The sequence below is a fragment of the Ensifer sp. B1-9 genome, from assembly GCF_050474445.1.
GTDB lineage: Bacteria > Pseudomonadota > Alphaproteobacteria > Rhizobiales > Rhizobiaceae > Ensifer.
In genome coordinates this window covers 63,432-86,015 of the sequence record NZ_JBCHVG010000006.1, presented here as the reverse complement: position 1 = coordinate 86,015, position 22,584 = coordinate 63,432, and the positions used below count along the sequence as shown (strand labels likewise).

Genomic DNA, 22,584 nt, shown 5'->3' with positions numbered 1-22,584 from the left:
TTTCAAATGAAAGGGCTGCATCATAACTATGCGTGAGTTTCATGGTCTCGATTTGAATCTTGTTCGCATCTTCAACGCCGTTCTCGACGAACGCGGGGTAACGAAGGCGGCTGAGCGTCTCCACTTAACCCAGTCGGCCATTAGCCACGCCCTTGCGCGCCTGCGGGAGGTTGTCGGGGACGAACTGTTTATCCGCGGGCCGGAGGGGATGCATCCCACCCCGCGTGCGGTTGAACTCGGTCAAGCGTTCAAACCGGCGTTGTTGCAGATTGAGTCTGCTCTGTGTGAGCCCGACTTTCATCCCGCCTCATCTCAGGTAGAATTTTCGATTTCTACCTCTGACTACATAACCGCTACGATGCTCGCGGACTTTATGGCTCGACAGCGGGAACTGGCTCCGAACACCCGCTATCGCGTTCGGTCGCTGAATGAGATGAACGTGACGGAGGAACTCGATCGGGGTTCTATACACGTTGCCATCGGCGTATTCGGGAAAACTCCTGCCCGCTTCATAAGCGAGCCGCTGTTCTCGGACCGAAGCGTTTGGCTCATGCGACGGGGCCATCCCGCGGCCGCCGGTCTATTCGGTCTGCGGGATCTTGCGGCCTATCCGCACGTCGATATCCGCATTTCGGATCAGATCGGCGCCGGCGACGGGGGGTTGATCGATCAAGGCGGGCTCGAAAGGGCGCACATCACGAGCAATCCGCGAGAGATCGAAGCACTTCTCAACGCGGAGACCTTGAAGCGTAGGGTGGGCATGACCGTGCCGCATATTCTTGTCGTCCCGTCCCTGATCGCAACAACGGACATGATTGCATTCACCCCTTTGCGCCTCGCCATGCGAGCCGCCGCGTCCTTGGACCTGGTTTGGCGTGACCCGCCGTACGAAACGGCGCCCTTGATGATTTCCATGCTGTCGCACCGGACGATGGGCGCGCATCCCTCCGTTCGCTGGTTGCGGAAAGAGATGATTCAAGCAGGCCGCCAGCCGCGCGCAAACGATGAGATCAGTTTGTAGGCATGAACGGGCGTCATTATTCAAATGACGAGACGTCATTTCATTCAAGAACATGAAGGCCTCATATTATCGAAATCTTGGATCGGGCCTGCGCGGCCGAGGGATTACGATAATGAACGCCATAGCAGTGGAATTGCCACTCCACGATAAAATCGGACAAGGGGATCAAAGAAGGCCCGAGACGTCCAAGGCTTCAGCGCAACGCAAGCGGAAACCTCGCCTGCGCAGTTACCTCGCGCTTGCTCGTGTCACGGTCATCGTGGCTGGCATTGGCTTGGCCACAGTGATCCCGTTGGGATGGGGCCACTGGGTGGCGGGCATGACGGACCAGACGACCGACAACGCTTACCTGCGCGCGGACACCGCCCCGATCAGCAGCCAGATTGCGGGATATGTCAGCAGAGTCGTCGTAAGGGATTACGAACGGGTGCGCAGCGGCGACCTCCTGGCGGAAATCGACGACAAGGAATATCGGGCGAAAGTCGCGCGCGCGAAAGCCGCGGTGGCAGCCGCCGAGGCCGCCATTCGCAATGTCGATAGCCGAGTGAACCTTCAAAAGCGCCTCATCGCACAGGCCGAAGCCGGGATTCTTGCCATTAATGCAGACCGGGACCGAGCTGCGGCCGAGCACATCAGGCAGAAATCGCTGGAACATAGCGGCTGGTCGAGCAGCCAGCGGCTCGAGGAAGCCGTCGCATCGATAAAGCGCTACGAGGCACAACTTACCGAAAAACGAGCAGAAACCGAGGCCACCCGGCAGCAGTTGAGTGTGTTGGCAACCGAGCGCGAGCAGGCGATAGCCGAGCTTTCCAGTCGCCACGCAGAACTGGAGCTCGCCGAAGTGGAGCTTGGGCACGCGCGGATCATCTCGCCGACCGACGGTGTTGTGAATGCGAGCAGCGTGCGCGCCGGACAATATGTTTCGGCCGGCACACGCGTGATCTCCGTGGTGCCGCTGCCCAATGTCTACGTCGTCGCGAACTACAAGGAAACTCAGTTAGAGAAGGTTCGGGTCGGGCAAGCCGTCACCGTCGCTGTGGATATGTTCCCGGGAGAGGTCTTGAGCGGGCGGGTCGCTCAGCTTTCGCCTGCAGCAGCTTCCGAATTTGCCCTCCTCCCGCCGGACAATGCGACTGGCAACTTCACGAAGGTGGCGCAACGTCTTGCGGTCAAGATCGAGCTCACGGCGCTTCCCGATCGCCTGCGGCTGCTGCTGCGCCCGGGAATGTCGGTTCAGACAACCATCCATACGGACCAGGTCCTCTCCAGCTCCGGTCAGTAGAGTCGCGGAAGTTCAATCATGAGTGTCATCGTTCAGCGGGCGCATCGGTCCACCCCAAGTTTAAAGACCGTGGTCGCGATTGCGGCGGTTCTCCTCGGCACCTTCACATCGATCCTCAATTCAAGGCTGACAGAGATTGGCCTCGCCGATATCAGAGGAGCCTTGGGGCTGGGCTTGGATGAAGCCTCGTGGATAACGACGGCGTATCTCGTGGCCGAAGTCGCGGCAATTCCGGCGGCTGTTTGGCTCCGGGGACTCCTATCTCCGGCTAGAGGCGTCATTGTTGGGGCGGCTCTCTTCTCCCTGTTTTCGCTCGTGGCTCCACTCAGCCCTGACCTTCACTGGCTGCTCGCGCTTCAAGCTCTGCGCGGCTTGAGTGCTGGGATTCTCATCCCTATGGCTTACGCGGTCATCATGCGTCACCTGCCTCAAAACCAGCGGCTTTATGGCTTGTCGCTTTATGCGCTGGTGTCGGCGGCAACCCCGAGCCTTTCGGTCGCACTCGAGGCATGGATCATCGAGCATCTTTCATGGCATTTTCTCTTTTGGCTAAGCGCAGTGCCGGGCGCCATAACGGTGGTAGCGGCAGTCTACGGCCTCGTCAGAGATCCTATAAAGTACATGCGGTTCCGGCGTCCGGATGGATTCGGATTGCTCGCTCTTTCCCTTGGCCTTGCGGCGATAGTTGCGGCCCTTGATCAAGGCAACCGGCTGGACTGGCTGAATTCCGGCTTGATTGTGGGGTTGATGCTGGCGGGCTTTTTCCTGGTGGGAGCCTATCTGGTCCATGCAATGTTGCACCCCAACCCGGTTGTCAGCCCAAAACTTCTCTTTCGCCGCAATATCGCACTCGGCCTGGCCGTGATGTTTGCAACCCGCATCGCCATCGCGTCTTCGGCGTTCGTCATCCCGCAGTATCTCATTCGCGTTCAAGGCTACCGTGCGCTGGAGAGCGGTGAACTGTTCCTCATGACCATTCTGCCGCAGCTTATGCTGGCGCCCTTCGTTGCCTGGCTCGCATACCGCATCGATCCTCGCAACCTACTGGCGGCGGGCGGCTTGCTCACGGGGGCGGGAATATTCGTTGCAACAAACCTCACAAGTGTTTGGATTGGCGATGATTTTCTCGTCGGTGCGATGCTGCAGGCCATCGGGGCACCACTCATCGCCGTCCCGACGATGGTCGTTATTACAGAGGATATCAACTTCCCAGAAATTCCGTGGATCGCGTCGTTGGTGCACATCGTCAGAACGGAGGGCAGCGCCGTCGGCATGGCGCTTGTGACCACTCTCGTCAGGGTTCGGGAACAGGTCCATTCGAATTTTCTTGGTCTGCACGTCCAGAGCGGAAACGTGGATGTGGCGGCGCGTCTGGAAACCCTTGCTTCCCAGCTTCGATCTCGTGGTTCAGCAGGCCAGGACGCCTTCGCTCAGGCCACGGCACTTCTCGGACGCAGTGTTCAACGGGAGGCATTCGTGCTCAGCTATGCGGACGCATTGTTGGTGCTGGGCATTGTGGCGCTCCTTTGTGCCGCCGCCGCGCTGGCTATGCGCCGTCCCACCCTGCCTGGTCGCTTCCTGTGACCCGACCAGCTGTTATTCAAGCATCCTCGGCGGCCGTGCTCCGTGACCCGGCCGAAACACGTTCTCTCTATCAGAACAGCGTTCGTGGCGTCGCCGCAGCTTTGCTGTCTAGACTGATGGCATCTTCATTGCCGCGACCCACAGCATCGTCTGTTCGGTATAGGGAAACACCGGTTTCGCTATGGTCGCCTTATCGAGGGTTGCCAAGTCTGCTAATATTCAGGAGCCTGATCGCCTCGCAAAACCACCCCACAAGATGTCCTGCCCACAAGGTGTCCTGACGGGGCCAGGGCCATGGCGCCACAACTGATGGAAGGGAGAAGACATGGCAAGCGAACCAATCCGCGATCCCATCAAGGACCGCCTCCTCACCCCCAAAAACGCCGCGTTCGTCATCATCGACTATCAGCCAGTCCAAGTGAATTCTATCGCGTCGATGGATCGGCAGCTGCTGCTCAACAACATTGTCGGCTGCTCAAGGGCGGCCGTCGCCTATGGCTTGCCAATCGTCCATTCGACCGTGAACGTGAAAACCGGTCTCAACAAGCCGCCCGTGCCTCATGTCCAAAAGGCGCTCGCCGAGTATCCCACCTACGATCGTACCAGCATCAATAGCTGGGAGGACGTCGAATTCCGCAAGGCGGTTGAGGAAACCGGCCGTAAGAAGCTTGTCATGACCGCGCTTTGGACCGAGGCCTGCCTTACCTTCCCGGCAATTGACGCGCTCGCCGAAGGTTATGAAGTGTACGTTCCCGTCGATGCTGTAGGCGGCACTTCGGTCGCCGCGCATGAGGCGGCGTTGCGCCGCATCGAACAGGCTGGCGGAAAGCTGATTTCCACCGTCCAGCTGTTTTGCGAGCTCCAGCGCGACTGGAAGCGTAGCGAGACCGTGCCTGCGTTCATCGATCTGTTCATCCAAACTGGCGGGACGGCGGGTATTCAGTTCTCCTACGATCGCGCCGAATAGTCATCAATTGGCCGGTGCCGTCGAGCGACGGCGCCGGCGGATCATCCAATTCTGCGTCAGCGATCATGCTGACCGCAGCGCTGCATGCCGGGAACCAGGAGAGCTACTCGTTCGGTTGCGGGACCAGGTCTAGGCTAGGACGGAGCCGTTTTTCGATGGCCGGCTGTCCTTGGGGCGTCCCGACATATTCAAGGAGCGCCCGCGGGTACGCTCCCGAGAAAACGCTGCAGCCGTGGACAGATGAAATCAAGGAACACTCTGACGCGTTGGGGCAAGCGTCCTCCACCGAGGAAGAGTGCATGGATCTCTTCCTCATCCTCGGCAACCACATCCGTCAGCACTTCGACGAGACGGCCCTCTTTGATGTCGGCCCGGGCATGGTAGTCGCCAAGCCTCGCGAGACCGACACCTGCCACAGCCATCCTGCGAACCGTTTCGCCGTTGTTGGCAAGTAACGCCCCGTGGACCGCCCGATCAACGATTCGCCCGCTTTCCTTAATCGGCCAAACCGGCGCCGAACGGCGAAAATTGAACCCAAGGCAATTATGCCGGGCCAGGTCATCCACGGACATCGGGGTTCCATTTTTATCCAGATAGGCTGGTGCAGCCACGATCTTTCGTTTCGCCGTTCCGATCTTGCGAGCCATCATCGTGGAATTTGGCAAAGGTCCGATACGAAACGCCACGTCAGTGCGATCGAGATAAAGGTCGACGATTTCATCGGAAAGCGACAGGTCGACAACGACGTTCGGGTACGCCTGCCAGAACGCAGGCAACAGCGGCTCGAGCGCAAGTACCCCAAAGGCAACGGACGCATTGACGCGAACCGTTCCGCCGGTGCTCGACGCCCCTTGCGAAAGCTCACGCTCGACTTCGTCGAACTCGCTCAGGAGCATTTGTCCGCGTTCGTAATATATCCGGCCTTCGGTCGTGAGCGAGAGCCGCCGGGTCGAGCGCTCGAAGAGCCGCACGCCGAGGCGGGTCTCAAGCCTCGCGATCAACTTGCTGATTGTCGATGGCGTCATGCGCAGCAGGCGCGCCGCTTCTGAAAAGCTGCCGGCGTCGACGACGCGGAGAAAGACCTGCATTTCCCCTGTTCGGTTATCCATCACGAATCCTATTTGTGAAAGGCATTCACAGAAGATGTGCAATGGCAGCGCCTTATCAAGCGGATAGCCGCCGCATATCTGTTCGCCATGTCAAAAATCTCAGCTCTCAACCTGATCCGCAAGCCAGATGTCATGACCCTCGGCATCGAATTGCCGCTCGACAACGATTGGTCGCCCGCGGGCCTGGCGCGGGCGCGCGCCACCGGCCGCCCCCATGGCGTACCGGATCTGTCATCGCAGGCGGATCTGATACGGCGGGCCGACGCGCTCGGCTTCGCCGCCGTTTGGGCTCGTGACGTGCCTGTCTTCGCCCAGGTCAACATGGGCGATGCCGGTTCAGTCTACGACGTCTTCACCCTGCTCGGCTTCCTCGCCGGCGTGACCCGCCGTATGGCACTTGGCACGGCGGCCGTCGTGCTGCCAATCCGTCATCCGCTGCTGACGGCGAAGGCCGCCGCCTCGGTAGACGCCCTGTCGGGAGGACGACTCCTCCTCGGTGTTGCTTCCGGCGACCGTCCCGTCGAATATCCGCTGCTCGGCCTCGATTTCCAGAGCGGTGGCGAACACTTTCGCGAGGCCGTCGGCTACATGAGGCAGGCCTGGCAACCGGGTGGTTTGCCGGTTGACGGCCGACGTGATCCGACGCTCGATCTCCTTCCGCGTCCGGCCCAGGCAAGCATTCCGCTCATTGTCGCCGGGCAAGCGCGCCAGGACGATACCTGGCTTGCCGCGAACATGGACGGCCGTTTCGTCTATCCCGGCAGCCTGGACAAACTCGCAATGCAGACCCGGGCCTGGTCCGATGCGACCGCGCGCAAAGGCGTGTTCATCAGCGCGTTTCATCTCGATCTGCAGGATGATGCCAACGCAGGCGCCCAGCCAATCCGCTTCGGTGCCCGCCTCGGCCGCAAGGCATTGGTCGAACACTTTGGAGCGCTCGCGCAGGCGGGCGTCGATCACATAGCGATCAATCTTCGGCAATCAAACCGCCCACTGGCAGAGGTCATCGAGGAGCTTGCCTCGGATGTCATGCCGCAACTCGGCAAAGCTCCCGCAATTCATGCTGCCTGAACCCATGGAGACATATATGAAATTCGTCAACTCGCACGGAGCGGCTATCCCTTCGCTTGGCTTCGGTGTTTTCCGCATGTCGGACGCCGAAGTCGAAAACGTCATTCCTGCCGCCCTGGAAGCGGGCTTCCGCCATTTCGACACGGCACAGATCTATCAGAACGAAGCTGCCCTTGGCCGCGCCTTGCAGAAGGCCGGCGTGCGCCGCGAGGATCTCTTTCTGACCACGAAGGTCTGGGTGGACAACTATCGCCCGGAACGATTTGCCGCCTCCGTCGACGAAAGCCTCGACAAGCTCCAGGTCGATCACGTCGACCTGCTGCTCCTGCACTGGCCGGCCAACGAGGCCGCAATTTCCGATCAGGTCGACATGCTGAATGCCATTCAGGCCGCAGGCAAGACCCGCTTCATCGGCGTCAGCAACCAGAACATCGCGCAGATGCAGGAATCCATCGCGCGTAGCGCTGCCCCGATCGTAACCAATCAGGTCGAGGCGCATCCCTATCTCGACCAGAATGCCTTGGCGGAAGCCGCCACGTCGGCCGGTGTCGCCGTGACCGCCTATTACGGCATGGCAGACGGTGAAGTGCCGCGCGATCCGGCTCTGCAGGCGATCGCCAGGAAGCATGGCAAGACGGCAGCGCAGGTCGGAATTCGTTGGCTGATCGAGCGTGGCTTCGTCGCTCTCTCAAAGACAGCCAAGCCGGAACGCGTTGCAGAGAATTTCGATGTGTTCGATTTCGAGCTCAGCGCGGAGGACATGGTGGCGATTTCAAAACTCGCGCGCACCGATGGCCGGCTGGTCAACCCTCCCGGACTGGCGCCCGTCTGGGACAAATAACGGAGAATTCGCAATGAGTGCTACAAACGCACAGGAAAGTGCGGCGCTGTCGGCTGGCTTCAACTGGCCGCTTCTGGCGCTCGCAATCGGTGCCTTCGGCATCGGCACTACCGAATTTGCACCTATGGGCCTCCTCCCGGTCATCGCTGACGGCGTTAACGTGTCGATCCCGACGGCCGGTCTCCTCGTCAGCGCCTATGCCATTGGCGTCATGGTCGGCGCGCCGATCATGACCTTGGCCTTTGGGCGCTTCGGCAAGCGTACGGCGCTGATGCTGCTCATGGGCATCTTCACGCTCGGCAACATTCTCTCAGCCCTCGCGCCCGACTATTGGACCCTGCTTGCGGCCCGCCTCGTGACGAGCCTCAACCACGGCGCCTTCTTCGGCCTCGGTTCAATTGTGGCGGCGAGCATCGTTCCGCGGGAGAAACGCGCAAGTGCTGTCGCCACCATGTTCATGGGCCTGACGATCGCCAATGTCGGCGGGGTTCCGGCAGTAACCTGGATTGGTCAGCAGATTGGCTGGCGCATGTCGTTTGCCGGAACCGCAGTTCTCGGCACCGTGGCCATAGCCGCTCTGTGGCTTTCCCTGCCGCGCGGCGAAGCGGGCAAGATGCCGGACGTCGCAAAAGAGCTCAAAGTGATCAGCCGACCGGTCGTCCTGCTTGCAATGGCCACGACCGTCATGGGCGCCGGCGCGATGTTCACGCTCTACACCTATGTAGCGCCCGTGCTTGCGAACCTTACAGATGCATCCGAGACCTTCGTTACGCTCGCGCTCGTCTTGATTGGCGTCGGCTTCACGATCGGTAATGGCCTCGGCGGACGTCTGGCCGACTGGTCGCTGGACGGGGCAACGAAGATCTTTCTTGCCGCTCTGGCCGTCATCATGCTGCTTCTGCCCTTGGCTCTGACCACCCATATCGGCGCAGCAATCGGGCTCCTCATTTGGGGTGTGGCAACCTTCGCGATCGTGCCGCCGGTGCAGATGCGGGTGATGCAAGCAGCCGCCGAGGCCCCAGGTCTCGCCTCCTCCATCAATGTCGGCGCATTCAACCTCGGCAACGCCTTGGGAGCAGCGGTCGGTGGAGGCGCGTTGAGCGCAGGCTTAAGCTATGAAGCCATTCCGATTGCAGGTGGCCTGCTGGCTGCTGCCGGCTTGGCCTTGGTGACCATCGGAGCGCGGGCAAAAAAGACTGCGCCGGCACATCAATAGCCGATGCCGGACGCTCGAAACCCCGGTATCTCATGGAACGGAGATAAAAAATGACCGATGCATTTCCCCATGCCGGGAAGCGTTTTGAAGTCGACTACGGAGAATTGGTGGCAATTAACGCCTACAGTTCCGACGGCAATACACTCAATTATGAAATTACTTCAGGCCCGATGGCCGGAGTATCCGGCACCGTTGAATACCAATGGCGCCGGCTCGGTGGCGAAACTTATGCCATCTCCTGGCAGGAAGCGGACGGCTCGACCGTCGTCCATGTCGATGATTTTCAGGCCGGGCGATCGCTTTCCTTCTTCACGACGCGCCAGGGGCAATTCTTCCGCCTCGAAGGAAGCTTGGGGCAATCACCCGAGCTGTAACCGGACCCGTTCGGTATGTGCCGGGGCGCTCGATCTTACCGCGAGATCGTGCGCCGCCGAGCCAAGCTGCTTGAAGCGGCGGACTCCGGCAAGACCGAACATCTAGTCTCCCGCAAGCAGCGCTTCATGGTAACTCCAGAACTCGCTCACAAACCGTTCGGCGAGGACGCTATCGGAACCTTGACTGCGCCGGATAGCGAGGAAGCCAGCGTCGACGAAGATGCCGAATGGCCTGACGACAACGCCCCGTCCGCGGAATTCGGTCGCCGACGACGGGTCGATGATTGCAATGCCTGCTCCCTCGGAGACCAGCGTCAACGCGGTGTGAGACAGACGTGTTTCCAACGTTGAGGACCGTGGAACGCCGGCGAGCGCCACTTCCACGCGCATGGCAAACAACGTGCCCGGCTCCAGAGTGATCATGCGCTCGTTGGCGAGATCGGCAGGCATGATGTTTTGCCGATCGGCAAGCCTGTGTCCCGCCGGAACCGCTACGACCGCAGGTATCGGACGGGTCTCGATCAGGAATCCGGGACGGTCGAGAGGACCATCGGCAAAGCCAAGGTCCACCTGCCCCGATGCGACCGCCTCGATAACCAGAGACGACGGAATACCGTTCAAGGAGGCATGAACGTTCGGCCGCTCGCGCAGAAACTGCGCGAGGAAGCGCGGCATGATCCCGTTGGCCAATGCCGGCATGGCGGCAATGCGGAGCATCCCGGCATTCTGTCGACCGATCTCCTCCGCAAACGCCTTGATGCGCGAGAGGCCGACATAGGCGCGCTCCACTTCCTGAAGCAAGGTCAATGCTTCCCGCGTAGGCGTCAGCTGGTTTCCCCTCCGGTCGAACAGCTTCAGTTTCGTATCGATCTCGAAGTCGCGGATCAGCCGGCTCACCGCCGGCTGAGTGATGGACATCAGTTCCGCTGCTGCCGTCATCTTCCCCGTCAACATGACGGTTCGGAAAGCTTCCACCTGACGCAGGTTCATCGATCACCATAATATTTAGTTATGCTCGCGGCCTGATTACGAATTTGACGGTATTGAAGCAAGCTGTCAAACCCACTGGAAAACAAACCGTGGCGTCTGACCGAGGCGCCGCACCAAGGGAACAAACCGGTGGGTGCTTTGAGCGCATATCTCGATCTCATGGGGTTTGCCGAAGGAGCCTGGGGCATGGACATGCTCAGGGCGACGGGCGTTACGCTTTGTGTTGCCCTCAGCGGCTTTGTCGCCGGGGCGATCTTCGGCTCCCTGTCCGCGGCAGCGTCCTTCTCGTCGCTACGCGCTCTGAGGATCGTGGCCGATGGTTACACCACGATCCTGCGTGGCATCCCCGACCTGCTTGTCATCTATCTCTTCTATTTCGGCAGCAGCGCGGTTCTGAGCCAACTCGGCGCTCTGTTCGGTTCGCAGGGCTTCATCAGCGCGCCTGTCTTCCTGACCGGCGCCTTGGCGATCGGGGTGGTATCGGGCGCCTATCAGGCCGAGGTCTATCGCGGCGCCGTACTCGCTCTTTCCAAGGGCGAGATTGAAGCGGCAAAGGCCTACGGCATGCCGAACCATCTTTTGTTTCGCCGCATCATCCTGCCCCAGGCGACGCGGTTCGCAATCCCGGGTGTCGGCAATGTCTGGCAACTGGTGCTGAAGGAGTCTGCCCTCATCTCGGTCGTGGGACTGATCGAACTGATGCGTCAGGCACAGATCGGCGCAGGCTCGACACGCAAACCTTTCACCTTCTTCCTGACGGCTGCGGTCCTTTACCTCCTGATCAGCTTCGTCTCGGGTGTCCTGTTCCGGATTGCAGAGAAACGCGCCATGCGCGGGATCAGGCGGGCGCTATGATCGATCTTCCTTTCATCTACGACGCCTTCGTGCGGCTTTGTGGCGGCATCCCGCTGACGCTTCAACTGATGCTACTGTCCGTCGCCTCCGGCGCCATTCTCGCAACTGTTCTTGCGGCGTTGAGACTATCGACCTGGCCGCCACTCGATCTCCTGGCGCGGTTCTATATCTTCATCTTTCGCGGCACGCCGCTTCTGGTTCAGCTCTATCTCATCTATTACGGCCTCAGCCAGTTTCCCGAACTGCGCAAAACATTCCTCTGGCCATTCCTGCGGGAGGCATACTGGTGCGCGGCGCTGGCGCTCGCGCTCAACACCGCAGCCTACAGCGCCGAAATCATCCGCGGCGGCGTGCTTTCCGTTCCGGCCGGACAGATCGAAGCTGCGCGCGCCTATGGGATGAGCGGGTTCACCCTCATCCGCCGCATCATTGCCCCACAGGCGCTGCGGCAAATGCTGCCTGCCTACTCCAACGAAGTGATCCTGATGGTGAAGTCGACGGCGCTGGCCTCGACCGTCACCATGATGGAAGTCACGGGGCTGGCGGCGAAACTCATCTCGGCGACCTACCGGCCCGTGGAGATCTTCATCGCCGCCGGGGCGATCTATCTGCTGCTCAATTTCATCGTCAGCCGGATGTTCAAGCTGATCGAATACCGGCTTTCAGCCGCACAGCGCCAACCCCTCTACCGACGTGCCGCAGGAGAAAATGCATGATGAACGCTCCCGTTGCTCCGGCAGTGAAAATCACTGGGCTCGAAAAAAGCTATGGTGCCTACAAGGTGCTGCATTCCATCTCGCTGAGCGCCAATCAGGGTGAAGTCGTCTCGATCCTCGGAGCGTCGGGGTCGGGCAAGTCCACGCTCCTTCGCTGCATCAACATGCTGGAGGTGCCGGATGCGGGCGAAATCTCCATTCATGGTGAGAGCTACAAACTCGCACAGCGCTCCGGCTTTGCCCCGCGCGTTGTCGATCAGAAACAACTGTTGCGGCTACGCTCGCAGGCGACGATGGTGTTCCAGTCCTTCAATCTCTGGTCACATCTGACGATCCTGGAAAATCTGATCGAGGCACCGATCCACGTGCAAAAGCGCAACCGCGCCGAGTGCCTTGCGGAAGCCGAAGCTCTCCTCGAGCGGGTTGGGATCGCCGACAAGCGCAACTTCTATCCAGCCCATCTCTCAGGCGGCCAGCAGCAACGCGCAGCAATTGCCCGGGCGCTCGCCATGCGGCCCAAGATCATGCTGTTCGACGAGCCCACATCGGCGCTCGATCCGGAACTGGTGGCCGAGGTCCTGAAGGTCATGCGCGATCTCGCTGCCGACGGCCGCACGATGCTCGTCGTCACCCATGAGATGGGCTTCGCCCGCGACGTCTCGAGCCGGGTTCTGTTCCTCCACAAGGGGCTGATCGAAGAGGACGGTCGCCCTGAGGAGGTCTTCTCGAAGCCGAAGAGCGAACGTTTCCGCCAGTTCATTTCCAAGCAGAACGCCTGAAACCAACTTCCAAAAAAACGTAGAGAGGAGAACGCATGAAACTGAAGATTGTCTTGTCCGCCGTCGGCCTGCTGGCAACGGCCCATGTTGCGCAAGCGGAGGACGTCATCCGCATCGCCACCGAAGGCGCCTATGCACCGTGGAACTTTTCCGGCCCCAACAACGTGCTGGAAGGCTTCGAAATCGATCTGGCGAACGAACTGTGCGGGCGCATGAAAGCCAAGTGCGAAATCGTCGCTCAGAACTGGGATGGTATCATCCCTTCGCTCACCGCAGGCAAATACGACGCCATCATGGCAGCCATGAGCATCACGCCAAAGCGTGAGGAAGTGATGGCCTTCTCTGCCCCCTACGCGGCTGCAATCAATTCCTTTGCCGCGATGGAAGACAGTGATCTCGCCAACCTGCCGGAAACAGGCAAGCCGCTTTCAGTCGATTCCGAAGCCGCCAAACCGGTGCTTGAAGAGATTGCCAAGAAGATCCAGGGCAAGGCTGTCGGCGTGCAGGGTTCCACCACGGCCTCCGCGTTCATGGAACAGTATTTCCGCGATGGCGTCGACGTTCGCGAATACAAGACCACCGAAGAGCACAACTTCGATCTCGCGAGCGCGCGCCTCGACGCTGTCGTGGCCAATGCGACCGTTCTGGCGGCTGCACTCGAAAAGGACGACATGAAGGGTGCCAAACTCACCGGCCCGCTCTTCTCGGGCAAGGTGTTCGGCATGATCGGCGTCGGACTGCGTAAGGAAGACACTGCCTTGAAGGCCCGTTTCGATGACGTCATCAAGGCTGCCGTCGCCGACGGCACGGTGAAGAACCTCTCCGAGAAGTGGTTCAAGGTGGACGTGAGCCCGCAGGAATAAGCTTCGACAACCGGCCCGTCCGACCTTCGGACGGGCCGACGCCGCCGGCATACGGATCGAAAAGCATGCGCAGATTGCCAGATCAGGACATCGTCATCATTGGAGCCGGCCTTGTGGGCGCTGCCCTTGCCTGGGGCTTGGCGCGCACAGGTGAGCGCCCGCTGCTTCTTGACGGGGAGGATCTGTCGCTGCGGGCGTCTCGCGCCAACTTTGCCCTGATCTGGGTTCAGGGCAAGGGTCTCGGCGCTCCCCATTATGCACGTTGGACGATGCGCTCGACCCGACTTTGGCCGGAATTCGCCGCCGCATTGCACGAGACTTCCGGCGTGGACGTCGCGCTGAAGCAAAACGGGGGGTTCACTTTTGCGTTGAGCGAAGCCGAGCTGGAACGGACACATGAAGAGGTCGTGACGGTTGCGCGCGAACTCGGCGATGACGCCCCGAAGCATATCCTGCTCGACCACGCAGAGACCGCGAAAATGGTGTCGGCTATCGGGCGCGATGTGGTCGGCTCGATCTATTCTCCAATGGATGGCGACGTGAATTCGCTCCGCCTGCTCCGGGCGCTCCATACCGGCATGATAAATCTTGGAGCGCGCTACGAACCGCATTGCGAGATCGATGAGATCCACCCTCGATCGGGCGGATTCCAATTGAAGGGCTCCTGGGGCGAGGTTTTCGCCAAACGCATCGTTCTCGCGGCTGGCGTCGGCAATAGCCGGCTCGCCGCGATGGTGGGTATTCACGCGCCCGCCGTGCGCAGCAAGGGGCAGATCCTCGTCACCGAAAAGTGTCGGCTGTTTTTCCCCTACACCTCGGCGACGCTGAGACAGGCTGACGAAGGCGGCGTGATGATCGGCGACAGCCAGGAAACCGACACGGACTCGATCGCCACCAACCAGGACATCAGCGCAGTTCTGGCCGATCGAGCCATCCGGACGTTTCCGTGTCTCAGCGGTGTCAACGTTCTTCGCTCCTGGACCGGCTTCCGCGTCAAGACACCCGACGGATTGCCCATATATGAGCAATCGGCCGCCTATCCCGGCGCCTATGTGGCGATGTGCCATTCCGGCGTGACGCTTGCCGCGATCCACGCGCTCGTCGTCGCCGGCGAGATCGCCACCCAACAGGCTGTACTTGCCGGCAACACATTCCCCGGCCGGAGGTTTCATGTTTCGCAGAATTGATAAAGCGGCGGAAACCGTCACCATCACGTTCGACGGCATCCCCATGTGCGTCGGCGCGGAGCAGACGGTGGCCGCAGCGCTCCTTAGCCAGGGCATCAGCACGCTGCGCAGGAGCGTCGTCGGCAACCACCCACGCGCGCCCTATTGCCTGATGGGCGTCTGCTTCGAGTGCCTGGTCACCATAGACGGCGTTCAAAACCGGCAAGCCTGCATGTCCATCGTGCGCGAGGGCATGGCGATCTCATCACAAAGCGGCGCGCGCTCGCTGGACGCGGAGAACTGACAATGGCGCTCGGCAAAATCTGCGATCTTCATCGTCTCGACCGCGAATACGATCTCGCGATCATCGGTGCAGGGCCGGCAGGGCTGGCAGCAGCGGCGGAAGCGGCCGCCGCCGGCGCACGAGCGATCCTTTTCGATGAAAACCCCGCTCCCGGTGGTCAAATTTACCGAGCGATCGAAGGGAATTCGCCGGCAAACCGTGCCTTCCTCGGCAAGGATTACTGGAAGGGAAAGGATGTCCTGCAGGCATTTCTGCAGTGCGACGCCACCTACCTACCCCAGGCGCTTGTCTGGAGTGTCGAGCAAAGCGAAACCGATGAAAAAACATTGGTCGAACTGCGCGTTTCGGCCGGCGGCAAAAGCCGCATCGTTCACGCGCGGCGGGTCGTGTTCGCCACCGGCGCAATGGAACGGCCCATGCCTATACGGGGATGGACGCTTCCCGGCGTGATGACCATCGGCGCGGCCCAGATCGCGCTCAAATCTTCAGGACTGGTGCCCGATGGGCGCGTTGTCTTGGCCGGCAGCGGCCCGCTGCTTTATCTGTTCGCCGACCAATTGTTGCAGGCAGGTGGCGACCTCGTAGCGGTTCTCGACACGACGCCGCGTTCGAACTGGATAAATGCCTTCCCGTTCCTGCCCCAATTTCTGGTTTCGCCCTATCTGCTGAAAGGCCTGGCGCTGTTGGTCAAGGTCCGACGCTCGGTGCCGGTTTTCACCGGGGTCGGGAGGATCGAAATCATCGGCCAGGACCGCGCCACGGCGATCCGCTTCGAGGCGAAAGGCCGGACGAAGGAAATCGGCATCGACAGTGCCTTCCTGCATCAGGGCGTTGTCCCGAACAACAACCTGGCAAACGCGACGGGATGTCTTCTTGCGTGGAATGACCGGCAGAAGTGTTTTCAGCCGCAACTGGACGTACACGGCCGATCCTCGCGGCCGGCTGTCTTCATCGCCGGTGACGGCGGCGGCATCGGCGGCGCGCTTGTCGCCGAGGCCGGCGGACGGGTAGCAGCGCTGGCCGCCTGTCTCGATCTCTTTCCCGAGAAGGCGCGGCAGATCAAACCACTCTTGGCGAAACACGAAAGACGGCGCAGGGCCTTGTCCCGCGGGCGCACCTTCATCGACATGCTCTATCAGCCCGCCCTGTCGTTTCGCGCGCCGACCGATCGGGAAACGATCGTATGCCGCTGCGAAGAAGTCACGGTCGGCGCCATCCGCGACGCCGCAGCGCGCAACATCGTCGGCCCCAATCAACTCAAGACGATGCTGCGCTGTGGCATGGGGCCGTGCCAGGGACGCGTGTGTGCGGCGACCATCACCGAAATTCTGGCCGATGCGCAACAGCGGGCCCCAGCCGATGTCGGCACCTACCGGCTTCGGACGCCGATAAAGCCTGTTCCCTTGCACGAGTTCGCATCGCTCCCCCTCACGCCGGATGCCGTACAGGCAGTTACCGGCGACCACTCCGAAAGAAGCTAACCCCTCAACACAAGGAAACAAAATGGCAGAACGTCACCTCCGCACGCCGATCATGCATCGCGTCGTCGAACACAACGGCATCGTCTATGTCGGCGGCACGACCTGCGACGACGAAAGCCTCGACATGACCGGTCAGACCCGGGAAATCCTGGCGAAGATCGATCGCTATCTGGCGGAAGTCGGTACAGACAAGACGAAGCTCCTGACGGCCACGATCTTCGTGACCGATCTCGGCAAGAAGCCGGACATGGACGCCGTGTGGAAGGCCTGGGTTGGCCCGGAGGATCTGCCGACCCGCGCAACCGTGGGTGTTGCCGATCTCGGTGGTGACACGCTGATCGAAGTTGTCGTCTCGGCCTTCAAGTAGTCCGGTGACCGCATCATGCGAGACTGTCTTGTCTCGCATGATGCGCGCCGTCATTCGGGCACGATCGCTCGGGACTGAAGCTTGTCGAACGGGGCGACGGCCCGCCGCAGAAACTCTATGAGTTTGCTGGCAGCGAGCGACCGTGGATGATTCCTCGGTGTTAGCAGCCACAGATCGATCGTCGTTTCCGGAACGATGCTCCGCCGCACCAGAACGTCGCTGCCGAAATCGAGCCCGACGAATGAAGGCACGATGGAAACACCCACGCCATTGGCGACGAAGCAACAGGCCGTCTCCGAGAGCGGAACCTCGATCCGGTTTCTCTTCTGAACGCCCTTGATCTGGAACGCGCGGTCGATCGTCATCAGCGAGCAATCGTCACGGGCCAGCGAGACGAAGGGATCGCCACCGAGATCTTCCAGATCGACGACGGATTTGTCCGTCAGCGGGTGACCCGTGGGAAGCACGCAGACCATTTCGAAACGCATCAGGCGCTCGGCATCGACGTTGGGGTGCTCAAAGGGCAGCACGCTGAGGCCGATATCCACCTGTTGTGCGGCGACGAGATCAATGATGCGGGGCGAAGGCAGGCTTCGCATGGTGAAGTGAATATCGGGCTGTTCGGCAAGCAGGGGCGAAAGCGCCTGTGCGAGAAAGCGCGTGGTCAACGCCGGCGGGGCGACAAGGGTGATCTCCCCCCATTCCTGATTGCGGACGGCATCGGCAAGCCTTGCCACGCGTGCTGTCCCCGAGAACATCTTGGCGACCTCGACCGCAAGCATGCGGCCCTCAAGCGTCGGCGTGAGCCGGCCGCCTGCGCGAACGAAAAGCTGGAAACCGCAAGCGTCTGAGAAGCTGCGCAGGAGTTTGCTGACCGCCGGCTGAGAGATCCTCATGCGTTCGGCGGCAAGCGTGACGGATCCCGTCTCGACGGTGTTGTGGAACGCCTCCAGTTGGCGGATGTTCATGCGCGTGCCTCTGCCTTGAATAGAACAACATGAGTTTTGGTTATAATGAACGGATAATTTGATATTTGACAATCATACCCCGTCTCGCTTCTCTCATACCAACCAAACACGACAGATCGCGTCTTCGATCTGCTTCAAAAAAGGGAACGAGAATGAGAATAGCCTTGGGAACGGCCCTGCTGACTCTGGCGCTTTCGACGTCGGCGCAAGCCGGCGTCCTGTCGGTATGCGTGGAGGGATCGCCGGAAATCTTCAATCCGCAACTGAGCAGCAGCGGAACGACCTCGAACGTGCTGGCCAATATCTACGACAATCTGGTGTCCGTTAAGGCAAACAGCTCGGACATCGAACCGGCACTGGCTGAAAGCTGGACGATCTCGGAGGATGGACGGACCTACACTTTCAAGCTGCGCAAGGGCGTGAAGTGGCAGTCCAACGATCAGTTTACCCCGACGCGGGACTTCAACGCCGATGACGTGGTGTTCACCTTCGACCGGATGTTGAAGTCGGATCATCCTTACGCGAAGATCAGCAACGGTACCTACATCACCTTCAACACCAAGCTTGCCGATAGCCTGCAAGCGGTTGCCAAGATCGATGACTATACCGTTGCTTTCACCCTGAAGGAGCCGCTCGCACCATTCATCGGCATCATGGCGCACCAGTCTCTTGCCATAACGTCGGCGGAGTATGCGGATGTCCTGATGAAAGCGGGCAAGCCTGAGACATTCGACATGGTCCCGATCGGGACCGGCCCCTTCGCGTTACAGGCCTATCAACAGGATGCAATGGTCCGGCTCGTGCCGTTCAAGGAAACCTGGGGCGCGGCCATCGGCGACAAGAGCCGCACGCCCATGGTCGACGCTCTGGTGATGGCGATCAGCGCCGATGCCCCTGTGCGGCTCCAGCGCGCACTGGCCGGCGAATGTCAGATTGCCCTTTATCCCAACCTTGCCGACCGCGCCCAGATCGAAGAGAGCGACACGCTCGAACTGATGCAGACGCCGGTGGCCTCGACCGGGTTCATCGACTTCAATTTCCGCGACGAGAAGTTTAGGGACAAGCGGGTCAGAACCGCATTGGCCGATGCCATCAACGTCCCGGCACTCGTCGATACCGTCTATAATGGTATGGGCATTGCCACCGGCGCACTCATCCCTCCGGTTCTTTGGGGACATGACAGCGAACTGAAGCCGCATCCCTATGATCCGGAGAAAGCAAAGGCGCTTCTCAAGGAAGCCGGATATCCGGACGGCTTTTCGACCCAAATCTGGGCGATCCCTGTCTATCGTCCCTATATGCCGAACGGTCGGCGCGCTGCCGAAATGATCCAGGCCGACTGGGCCAAGATCGGCGTCAAGGCCGAGGTCGTTACCTTCGAGTGGGGCGAGTACATTCAGCGTGCCAGGGCGGGAGAGGCTCCGGTCGCCATGTTCGGCGGCATCTATGATTTTCCGGACCCGAGCCAGATCCCGAACAACTACTTCATCTGTGATTCCGACGGCAAGCCAAGCCCTTCCAACGTAGGTGCCTGGTGCGACAGCGAATTCGTCAACCTGATGAACGAAGCCGGGCGTATCGCCGACAAGGAGAAGCGCATCGAACTCTACAAGAAGGCGCAGTCACGCTTCCACGACGAGGCGCCTGCGGTCATCCTTGGTGGAGCCGACACGCTGACAGCCGTCAGCAAGACTGTGCACGGCTTCCAACCCGCCATTTTCGGGACGAGCCGCTATTCGGGCGTGACCGTCGACTAGGCTGGCCGCCCCGAGCAAGCCACGCATTCGCATTGGAGCAAGCATGAAAGTCCTGATTATTGGTGCCGGCATTCTTGGGGCCAGCACCGCCTATCACCTCGCAAAAAAGGGCGTCGACGTGGAAGTCGTCGACGCACAGCATGAGGGAAAGGCAACCCTTGCCGGCGCCGGCATCGTCTGCCCGTGGGCAACGAAACTTGAGGACGGCGATTTCTATGACATGTACGCCGCCGGTGCGGCCTATTATGCCTTACTGGTAGAGGGCCTGAAGGCCTTAGACGAAGCCGAACTCGGTTATGGTAAGGTCGGCGCGCTCGTCGTGGCCGAGGACAGGCAGGAGTTCGAGGCGGCCGCCGAGCGTGTCGCCCGGCGCGTTGCCAATGTTCCGGAAGCAGGCACGGTTCAACATTTGAGCCCGGCCGCAGCGCGCGAAAAGTTCCCGCCGCTGCGCGAAGGAATGGAAGCCATCTTCATTCCTGGGGCAGCGCGCGTCGATGCACGATTGCTGGCCGCTGCTATGCTGCGCGCCGCCGCTTCCTTGGGAGCGAAAATCCGACAGGATCGCGTTTCACTGGCGCTGAAGGATGGGCGGCCCGTCTGCGCGGCAAGCGATGGAACCACGCTTCAAGCCGACGAAATCGTCGTCACCGCCGGTGCATGGGCTTCGCAGATTCTCGACCCGCTGGGTCTTCAGCATCCCGTAGCGCCCCAGAAGGGCCAGATCATCCATCTGCGCCTGCCCGGCGTGCAGACATCGACCTGGCCCGTTCTCCTACCGATGGGCAGTCATTACCTGCTGGCGTTCGATGATTCCCGCGTCGTGATCGGCGCCACGAGGGAGGACAATTCGGGCTTCGACTATCGCGTGACCGCGGGCGGCGAAGCTGAGGTCCTGAACGCAGGACTGGCGATTGCTCCAGGGCTTGCGACCGCAACACACATAGAAACCCGCATCGGCTTTCGCCCGGCGTCGAGCAGCATGAAACCCATTCTGGGCAGAGTTCCCGGCATACCGGGGCTGACGGTCGGCAACGGCCTCGGCGCGGCGGGTCTCACCATCGGCCCCTTCGCCGGAAAGCAACTCGCCGAACTGCTGACGGACGCTCCTCTGGACGTCGATCTTGCGCGCTACGCCCCGGCGTAAGTCGCCGGTCGGCTTCGAATTCACATAAATGGAAAAGGAACAATCATGGTAACGCGTTACCGGAAACATCGCATCATGCATGCGGCTGTCGAACACAACGGCTTGATCTTTGTCGGAGGCCACGCCGCTTCCGACATAACCGTCGGCATGAAGGAACAGACGCAGCAGGTCTGCGCGAAGTTGGATGGCGTGCTGGCCGAATGCGGCTCGGACAAGACCCAGCTCGTATCCGCCCGCATCTACCTCAGCGACATGTCGAAGAAGGAAGAGATGAACGAAGCCTGGCTCGAATGGCTCGACGGCGACGACCTACCGTCGCGGGCGACGATCGGGGTTGCCGATCTTGGCGATCCGCAACGGCTCATCGAAGTCGTGATCGTCGCAGCCAAGAACTAGTCTGAGCAAGATAGGGCCCCAGGCCCGGCGGGGCCGCTCTCGATTGACCACATGGGGAAAAGCGTGCTCGGCCTCCATCTGACTGGTCGGCCTTGTCGCCTTGCAGCGACAAGGCCGACCACGCGCCCATTCCCTATCGCCGGCAGTAGTGGAGATTATGTGATCCCGAGCCTGCAGCTTCGCCCAGAGGTCGGGGCGCCGGATGCGCGCAGTTTGGGCGATCTACCCGCACAAGCGCTTCCAGGACCCGAAGGTCCGGCTGATGATCGACTATATGGCCGAGCGCTGTCAGCGCCTGAACGGCAAGGCGTTGGAATAGAGCCTAACCCTTCGCTCGATCGATCCCGGGAATGCCGCCGATCTGCCCGACGAGGAAATCGACCAGCAATCGCACCCGGGCGATGCCCGCGCGCTCCGGCACGATCAACAGGCTGAGCGGCACCGAAGGCAGCGTGTAATCCGGCAGTAATTCCACAAGTTCGCCACTGGCCAACAGATCGTCGACAAGCCAACGATGCGCGGGCGCGATGCCGCGGCCGGCAGCAAGCGCCTCGCGCGCGCCAAGTCCATGATCGACCCGGAAGCGCCCCGCAAAAGGCACCGAATGGCTGCGGCCATCCGGCCCCTCCAGAATGAGCATGTCGCTGCCCGCCACATTCGACATGCGGATCCCCTCATGACCGGAGAGGTCCCGCGCAGAAACGGGAGTGCCATGCGCTGCCAGATAGGCGGGCGCAGCCACCAGCAGACGCCGGCTTTCGCCCAACGGCCGTAGCTTCATCGAACTGTCCGTGAGCGGCCCGAGACGCAGTGCGATATCGACGCCTTCCCGCACCAGATCGATGCGCTCGTCGGTCAGGCTGAGGTCGACCCCGATCTCCGGATACTTGTCCTGGAAGGCGAAGATCAGCCGGCTGACGTGCAAGACCCCAAAGGCCGCCGTGCAGGATATACGGATCGTGCCGGCAGCAGCACCCCGCGTGCCGCGAGCCTCGTCGCCGGCCTGCTCCACAAGGCGCAGGATCTGGACGCTGTCGGCATAATAGCGGCTGCCTTCGTCGGTCAGGGTCACGCGTCTGGTGGTGCGGCTCAGCAGCGGCACGCCGACCGCCTCCTCGAGCTCCCGCAATTGCCGTGTGACCGTGGACTGGCCAACGCTGAGCTCACGGGCAACCGCCGACAAGTTGCCGCGCTCGGCGACGCGCACGAAGGTGCGCATCCGCTCCAACGTAACGTCCGATTTATCCATTTATCGGCACAATCCTATGCATTTCGGATATCTACCGCATAGGATCGCCGCGGTCTACCTAGGTTCTCAGTTAATGACACCAGG

The 22,584-nt window shown here is 60.9% G+C and carries 23 protein-coding genes and 1 pseudogene; 20 read left to right on the top strand and 4 right to left on the bottom strand.

Annotated elements, in window-relative coordinates; all coding sequences use genetic code 11:
- Window positions 1-28: 28 nt before the first annotated feature.
- From ACQ5BM_RS12430 to ACQ5BM_RS12415, 4 genes are all read left to right on the top strand, one after another.
- Window positions 29-1,021, top strand: coding sequence for a LysR family transcriptional regulator (locus ACQ5BM_RS12430; RefSeq protein WP_429811320.1), 993 nt, complete (start codon window positions 29-31; stop codon window positions 1,019-1,021).
- A gap of 112 nt (window positions 1,022-1,133) precedes the next feature.
- Window positions 1,134-2,303 carry an HlyD family secretion protein gene (locus tag ACQ5BM_RS12425; protein ID WP_429811318.1) on the top strand — a complete coding sequence of 390 codons (1,170 nt, stop codon included), beginning with the start codon at window positions 1,134-1,136 and terminating at the stop codon, window positions 2,301-2,303.
- A gap of 18 nt (window positions 2,304-2,321) precedes the next feature.
- Complete coding sequence (locus ACQ5BM_RS12420; protein ID WP_429811316.1) at window positions 2,322-3,887, top strand: MFS transporter; 1,566 nt, start codon at window positions 2,322-2,324, stop codon at window positions 3,885-3,887.
- Between the two features lie 325 nt (window positions 3,888-4,212).
- The gene (locus tag ACQ5BM_RS12415) at window positions 4,213-4,854 is read left to right on the top strand and encodes a hydrolase (protein WP_429811314.1); all 642 of its coding nucleotides are present in this window, start codon (window positions 4,213-4,215) and stop codon (window positions 4,852-4,854) included.
- A gap of 188 nt (window positions 4,855-5,042) precedes the next feature.
- Here ACQ5BM_RS12415 and ACQ5BM_RS12410 read toward each other — a convergent pair whose 3' ends face one another.
- Complete coding sequence (locus tag ACQ5BM_RS12410; protein ID WP_429811312.1) at window positions 5,043-5,963, bottom strand: LysR family transcriptional regulator; 921 nt, start codon at window positions 5,961-5,963, stop codon at window positions 5,043-5,045.
- 87 nt (window positions 5,964-6,050) lie between these two features.
- Between ACQ5BM_RS12410 and ACQ5BM_RS12405 the strand changes: the two genes are divergently transcribed.
- From ACQ5BM_RS12405 to ACQ5BM_RS12390, 4 genes are read left to right on the top strand one after another with little or no spacing between them, the layout of a single operon-like run.
- Window positions 6,051-7,034 carry a TIGR03571 family LLM class oxidoreductase gene (locus ACQ5BM_RS12405; protein WP_429811310.1) on the top strand — a complete coding sequence of 328 codons (984 nt, stop codon included), beginning with the start codon at window positions 6,051-6,053 and terminating at the stop codon, window positions 7,032-7,034.
- Between the two features lie 16 nt (window positions 7,035-7,050).
- Window positions 7,051-7,875, top strand: coding sequence for an aldo/keto reductase (locus ACQ5BM_RS12400; protein ID WP_429811308.1), 825 nt, complete (start codon window positions 7,051-7,053; stop codon window positions 7,873-7,875).
- A gap of 13 nt (window positions 7,876-7,888) precedes the next feature.
- Window positions 7,889-9,091: an MFS transporter gene (locus ACQ5BM_RS12395; protein WP_429811306.1), complete on the top strand. Its 1,203-nt coding sequence runs from the start codon at window positions 7,889-7,891 to the stop codon at window positions 9,089-9,091.
- A 50-nt stretch (window positions 9,092-9,141) separates the two neighbouring features.
- On the top strand, window positions 9,142-9,465 hold the full coding sequence (locus tag ACQ5BM_RS12390; protein WP_429811304.1) for a MoaF-related domain-containing protein: 324 nt from the start codon (window positions 9,142-9,144) through the stop codon (window positions 9,463-9,465).
- Window positions 9,466-9,567: 102 nt separating this feature from the next.
- On the opposite strand, the gene ACQ5BM_RS12385 is transcribed toward ACQ5BM_RS12390, so the two are convergent.
- The gene (locus tag ACQ5BM_RS12385) at window positions 9,568-10,455 is read right to left on the bottom strand and encodes a LysR family transcriptional regulator (protein WP_429811302.1); all 888 of its coding nucleotides are present in this window, start codon (window positions 10,453-10,455) and stop codon (window positions 9,568-9,570) included.
- Between the two features lie 159 nt (window positions 10,456-10,614).
- Between ACQ5BM_RS12385 and ACQ5BM_RS12380 the strand changes: the two genes are divergently transcribed.
- From ACQ5BM_RS12380 to ACQ5BM_RS12345, 8 genes are all read left to right on the top strand, one after another.
- On the top strand, window positions 10,615-11,310 hold the full coding sequence (locus ACQ5BM_RS12380; protein WP_429812007.1) for an ABC transporter permease: 696 nt from the start codon (window positions 10,615-10,617) through the stop codon (window positions 11,308-11,310).
- Complete coding sequence (locus tag ACQ5BM_RS12375; protein ID WP_429811301.1) at window positions 11,307-12,026, top strand: ABC transporter permease; 720 nt, start codon at window positions 11,307-11,309, stop codon at window positions 12,024-12,026. Before ACQ5BM_RS12380 ends, ACQ5BM_RS12375 begins: the two co-directional genes overlap by 4 nt.
- The gene (locus ACQ5BM_RS12370; protein WP_429812004.1) at window positions 12,026-12,805 is read left to right on the top strand and encodes an ABC transporter ATP-binding protein; all 780 of its coding nucleotides are present in this window, start codon (window positions 12,026-12,028) and stop codon (window positions 12,803-12,805) included. The genes ACQ5BM_RS12375 and ACQ5BM_RS12370 overlap by 1 nt, the downstream gene beginning before the upstream one ends.
- 35 nt (window positions 12,806-12,840) lie before the next feature.
- Entirely contained in the window at window positions 12,841-13,668 is an 828-nt protein-coding gene (locus tag ACQ5BM_RS12365; RefSeq protein WP_429811299.1) for a lysine/arginine/ornithine ABC transporter substrate-binding protein, read from the top strand.
- Between the two features lie 65 nt (window positions 13,669-13,733).
- Window positions 13,734-14,855, top strand: coding sequence for an NAD(P)/FAD-dependent oxidoreductase (locus tag ACQ5BM_RS12360; protein WP_429811298.1), 1,122 nt, complete (start codon window positions 13,734-13,736; stop codon window positions 14,853-14,855).
- Entirely contained in the window at window positions 14,839-15,138 is a 300-nt protein-coding gene (locus tag ACQ5BM_RS12355; protein ID WP_429811296.1) for a (2Fe-2S)-binding protein, read from the top strand. Before ACQ5BM_RS12360 ends, ACQ5BM_RS12355 begins: the two co-directional genes overlap by 17 nt.
- A 2-nt stretch (window positions 15,139-15,140) precedes the next feature.
- Complete coding sequence (locus tag ACQ5BM_RS12350) at window positions 15,141-16,619, top strand: NAD(P)/FAD-dependent oxidoreductase (protein ID WP_429811294.1); 1,479 nt, start codon at window positions 15,141-15,143, stop codon at window positions 16,617-16,619.
- Between the two features lie 22 nt (window positions 16,620-16,641).
- Window positions 16,642-16,986, top strand: a complete 345-nt coding sequence (locus ACQ5BM_RS12345) for a RidA family protein (protein ID WP_429811292.1) — start codon at window positions 16,642-16,644, stop codon at window positions 16,984-16,986.
- Between the two features lie 50 nt (window positions 16,987-17,036).
- Here the strand turns inward: ACQ5BM_RS12345 and ACQ5BM_RS12340 are convergent, their stop codons facing one another.
- Window positions 17,037-17,954 (bottom strand): LysR substrate-binding domain-containing protein, encoded by a 918-nt coding sequence (locus ACQ5BM_RS12340; protein ID WP_429811290.1) that lies wholly within the window; start codon window positions 17,952-17,954, stop codon window positions 17,037-17,039.
- Window positions 17,955-18,106: 152 nt separating this feature from the next.
- On the opposite strand from ACQ5BM_RS12340, the gene ACQ5BM_RS12335 reads away from it, so the two are divergent.
- From ACQ5BM_RS12335 to ACQ5BM_RS12320, 4 genes and pseudogenes are all read left to right on the top strand, one after another.
- Window positions 18,107-19,711, top strand: coding sequence for an ABC transporter substrate-binding protein (locus tag ACQ5BM_RS12335; RefSeq protein WP_429811288.1), 1,605 nt, complete (start codon window positions 18,107-18,109; stop codon window positions 19,709-19,711).
- Window positions 19,712-19,754: 43 nt separating this feature from the next.
- On the top strand, window positions 19,755-20,855 hold the full coding sequence (locus tag ACQ5BM_RS12330) for an NAD(P)/FAD-dependent oxidoreductase (protein ID WP_429811286.1): 1,101 nt from the start codon (window positions 19,755-19,757) through the stop codon (window positions 20,853-20,855).
- Between the two features lie 45 nt (window positions 20,856-20,900).
- Window positions 20,901-21,251 (top strand): RidA family protein, encoded by a 351-nt coding sequence (locus ACQ5BM_RS12325; protein ID WP_429811284.1) that lies wholly within the window; start codon window positions 20,901-20,903, stop codon window positions 21,249-21,251.
- A gap of 217 nt (window positions 21,252-21,468) precedes the next feature.
- Window positions 21,469-21,570, top strand: a pseudogene (locus ACQ5BM_RS12320) (LysR family transcriptional regulator); the annotation flags it as partial.
- A gap of 3 nt (window positions 21,571-21,573) precedes the next feature.
- Here ACQ5BM_RS12320 and ACQ5BM_RS12315 read toward each other — a convergent pair.
- Window positions 21,574-22,500, bottom strand: coding sequence for a LysR family transcriptional regulator (locus tag ACQ5BM_RS12315; RefSeq protein WP_429811282.1), 927 nt, complete (start codon window positions 22,498-22,500; stop codon window positions 21,574-21,576).
- Window positions 22,501-22,584 lie beyond the last annotated feature (84 nt).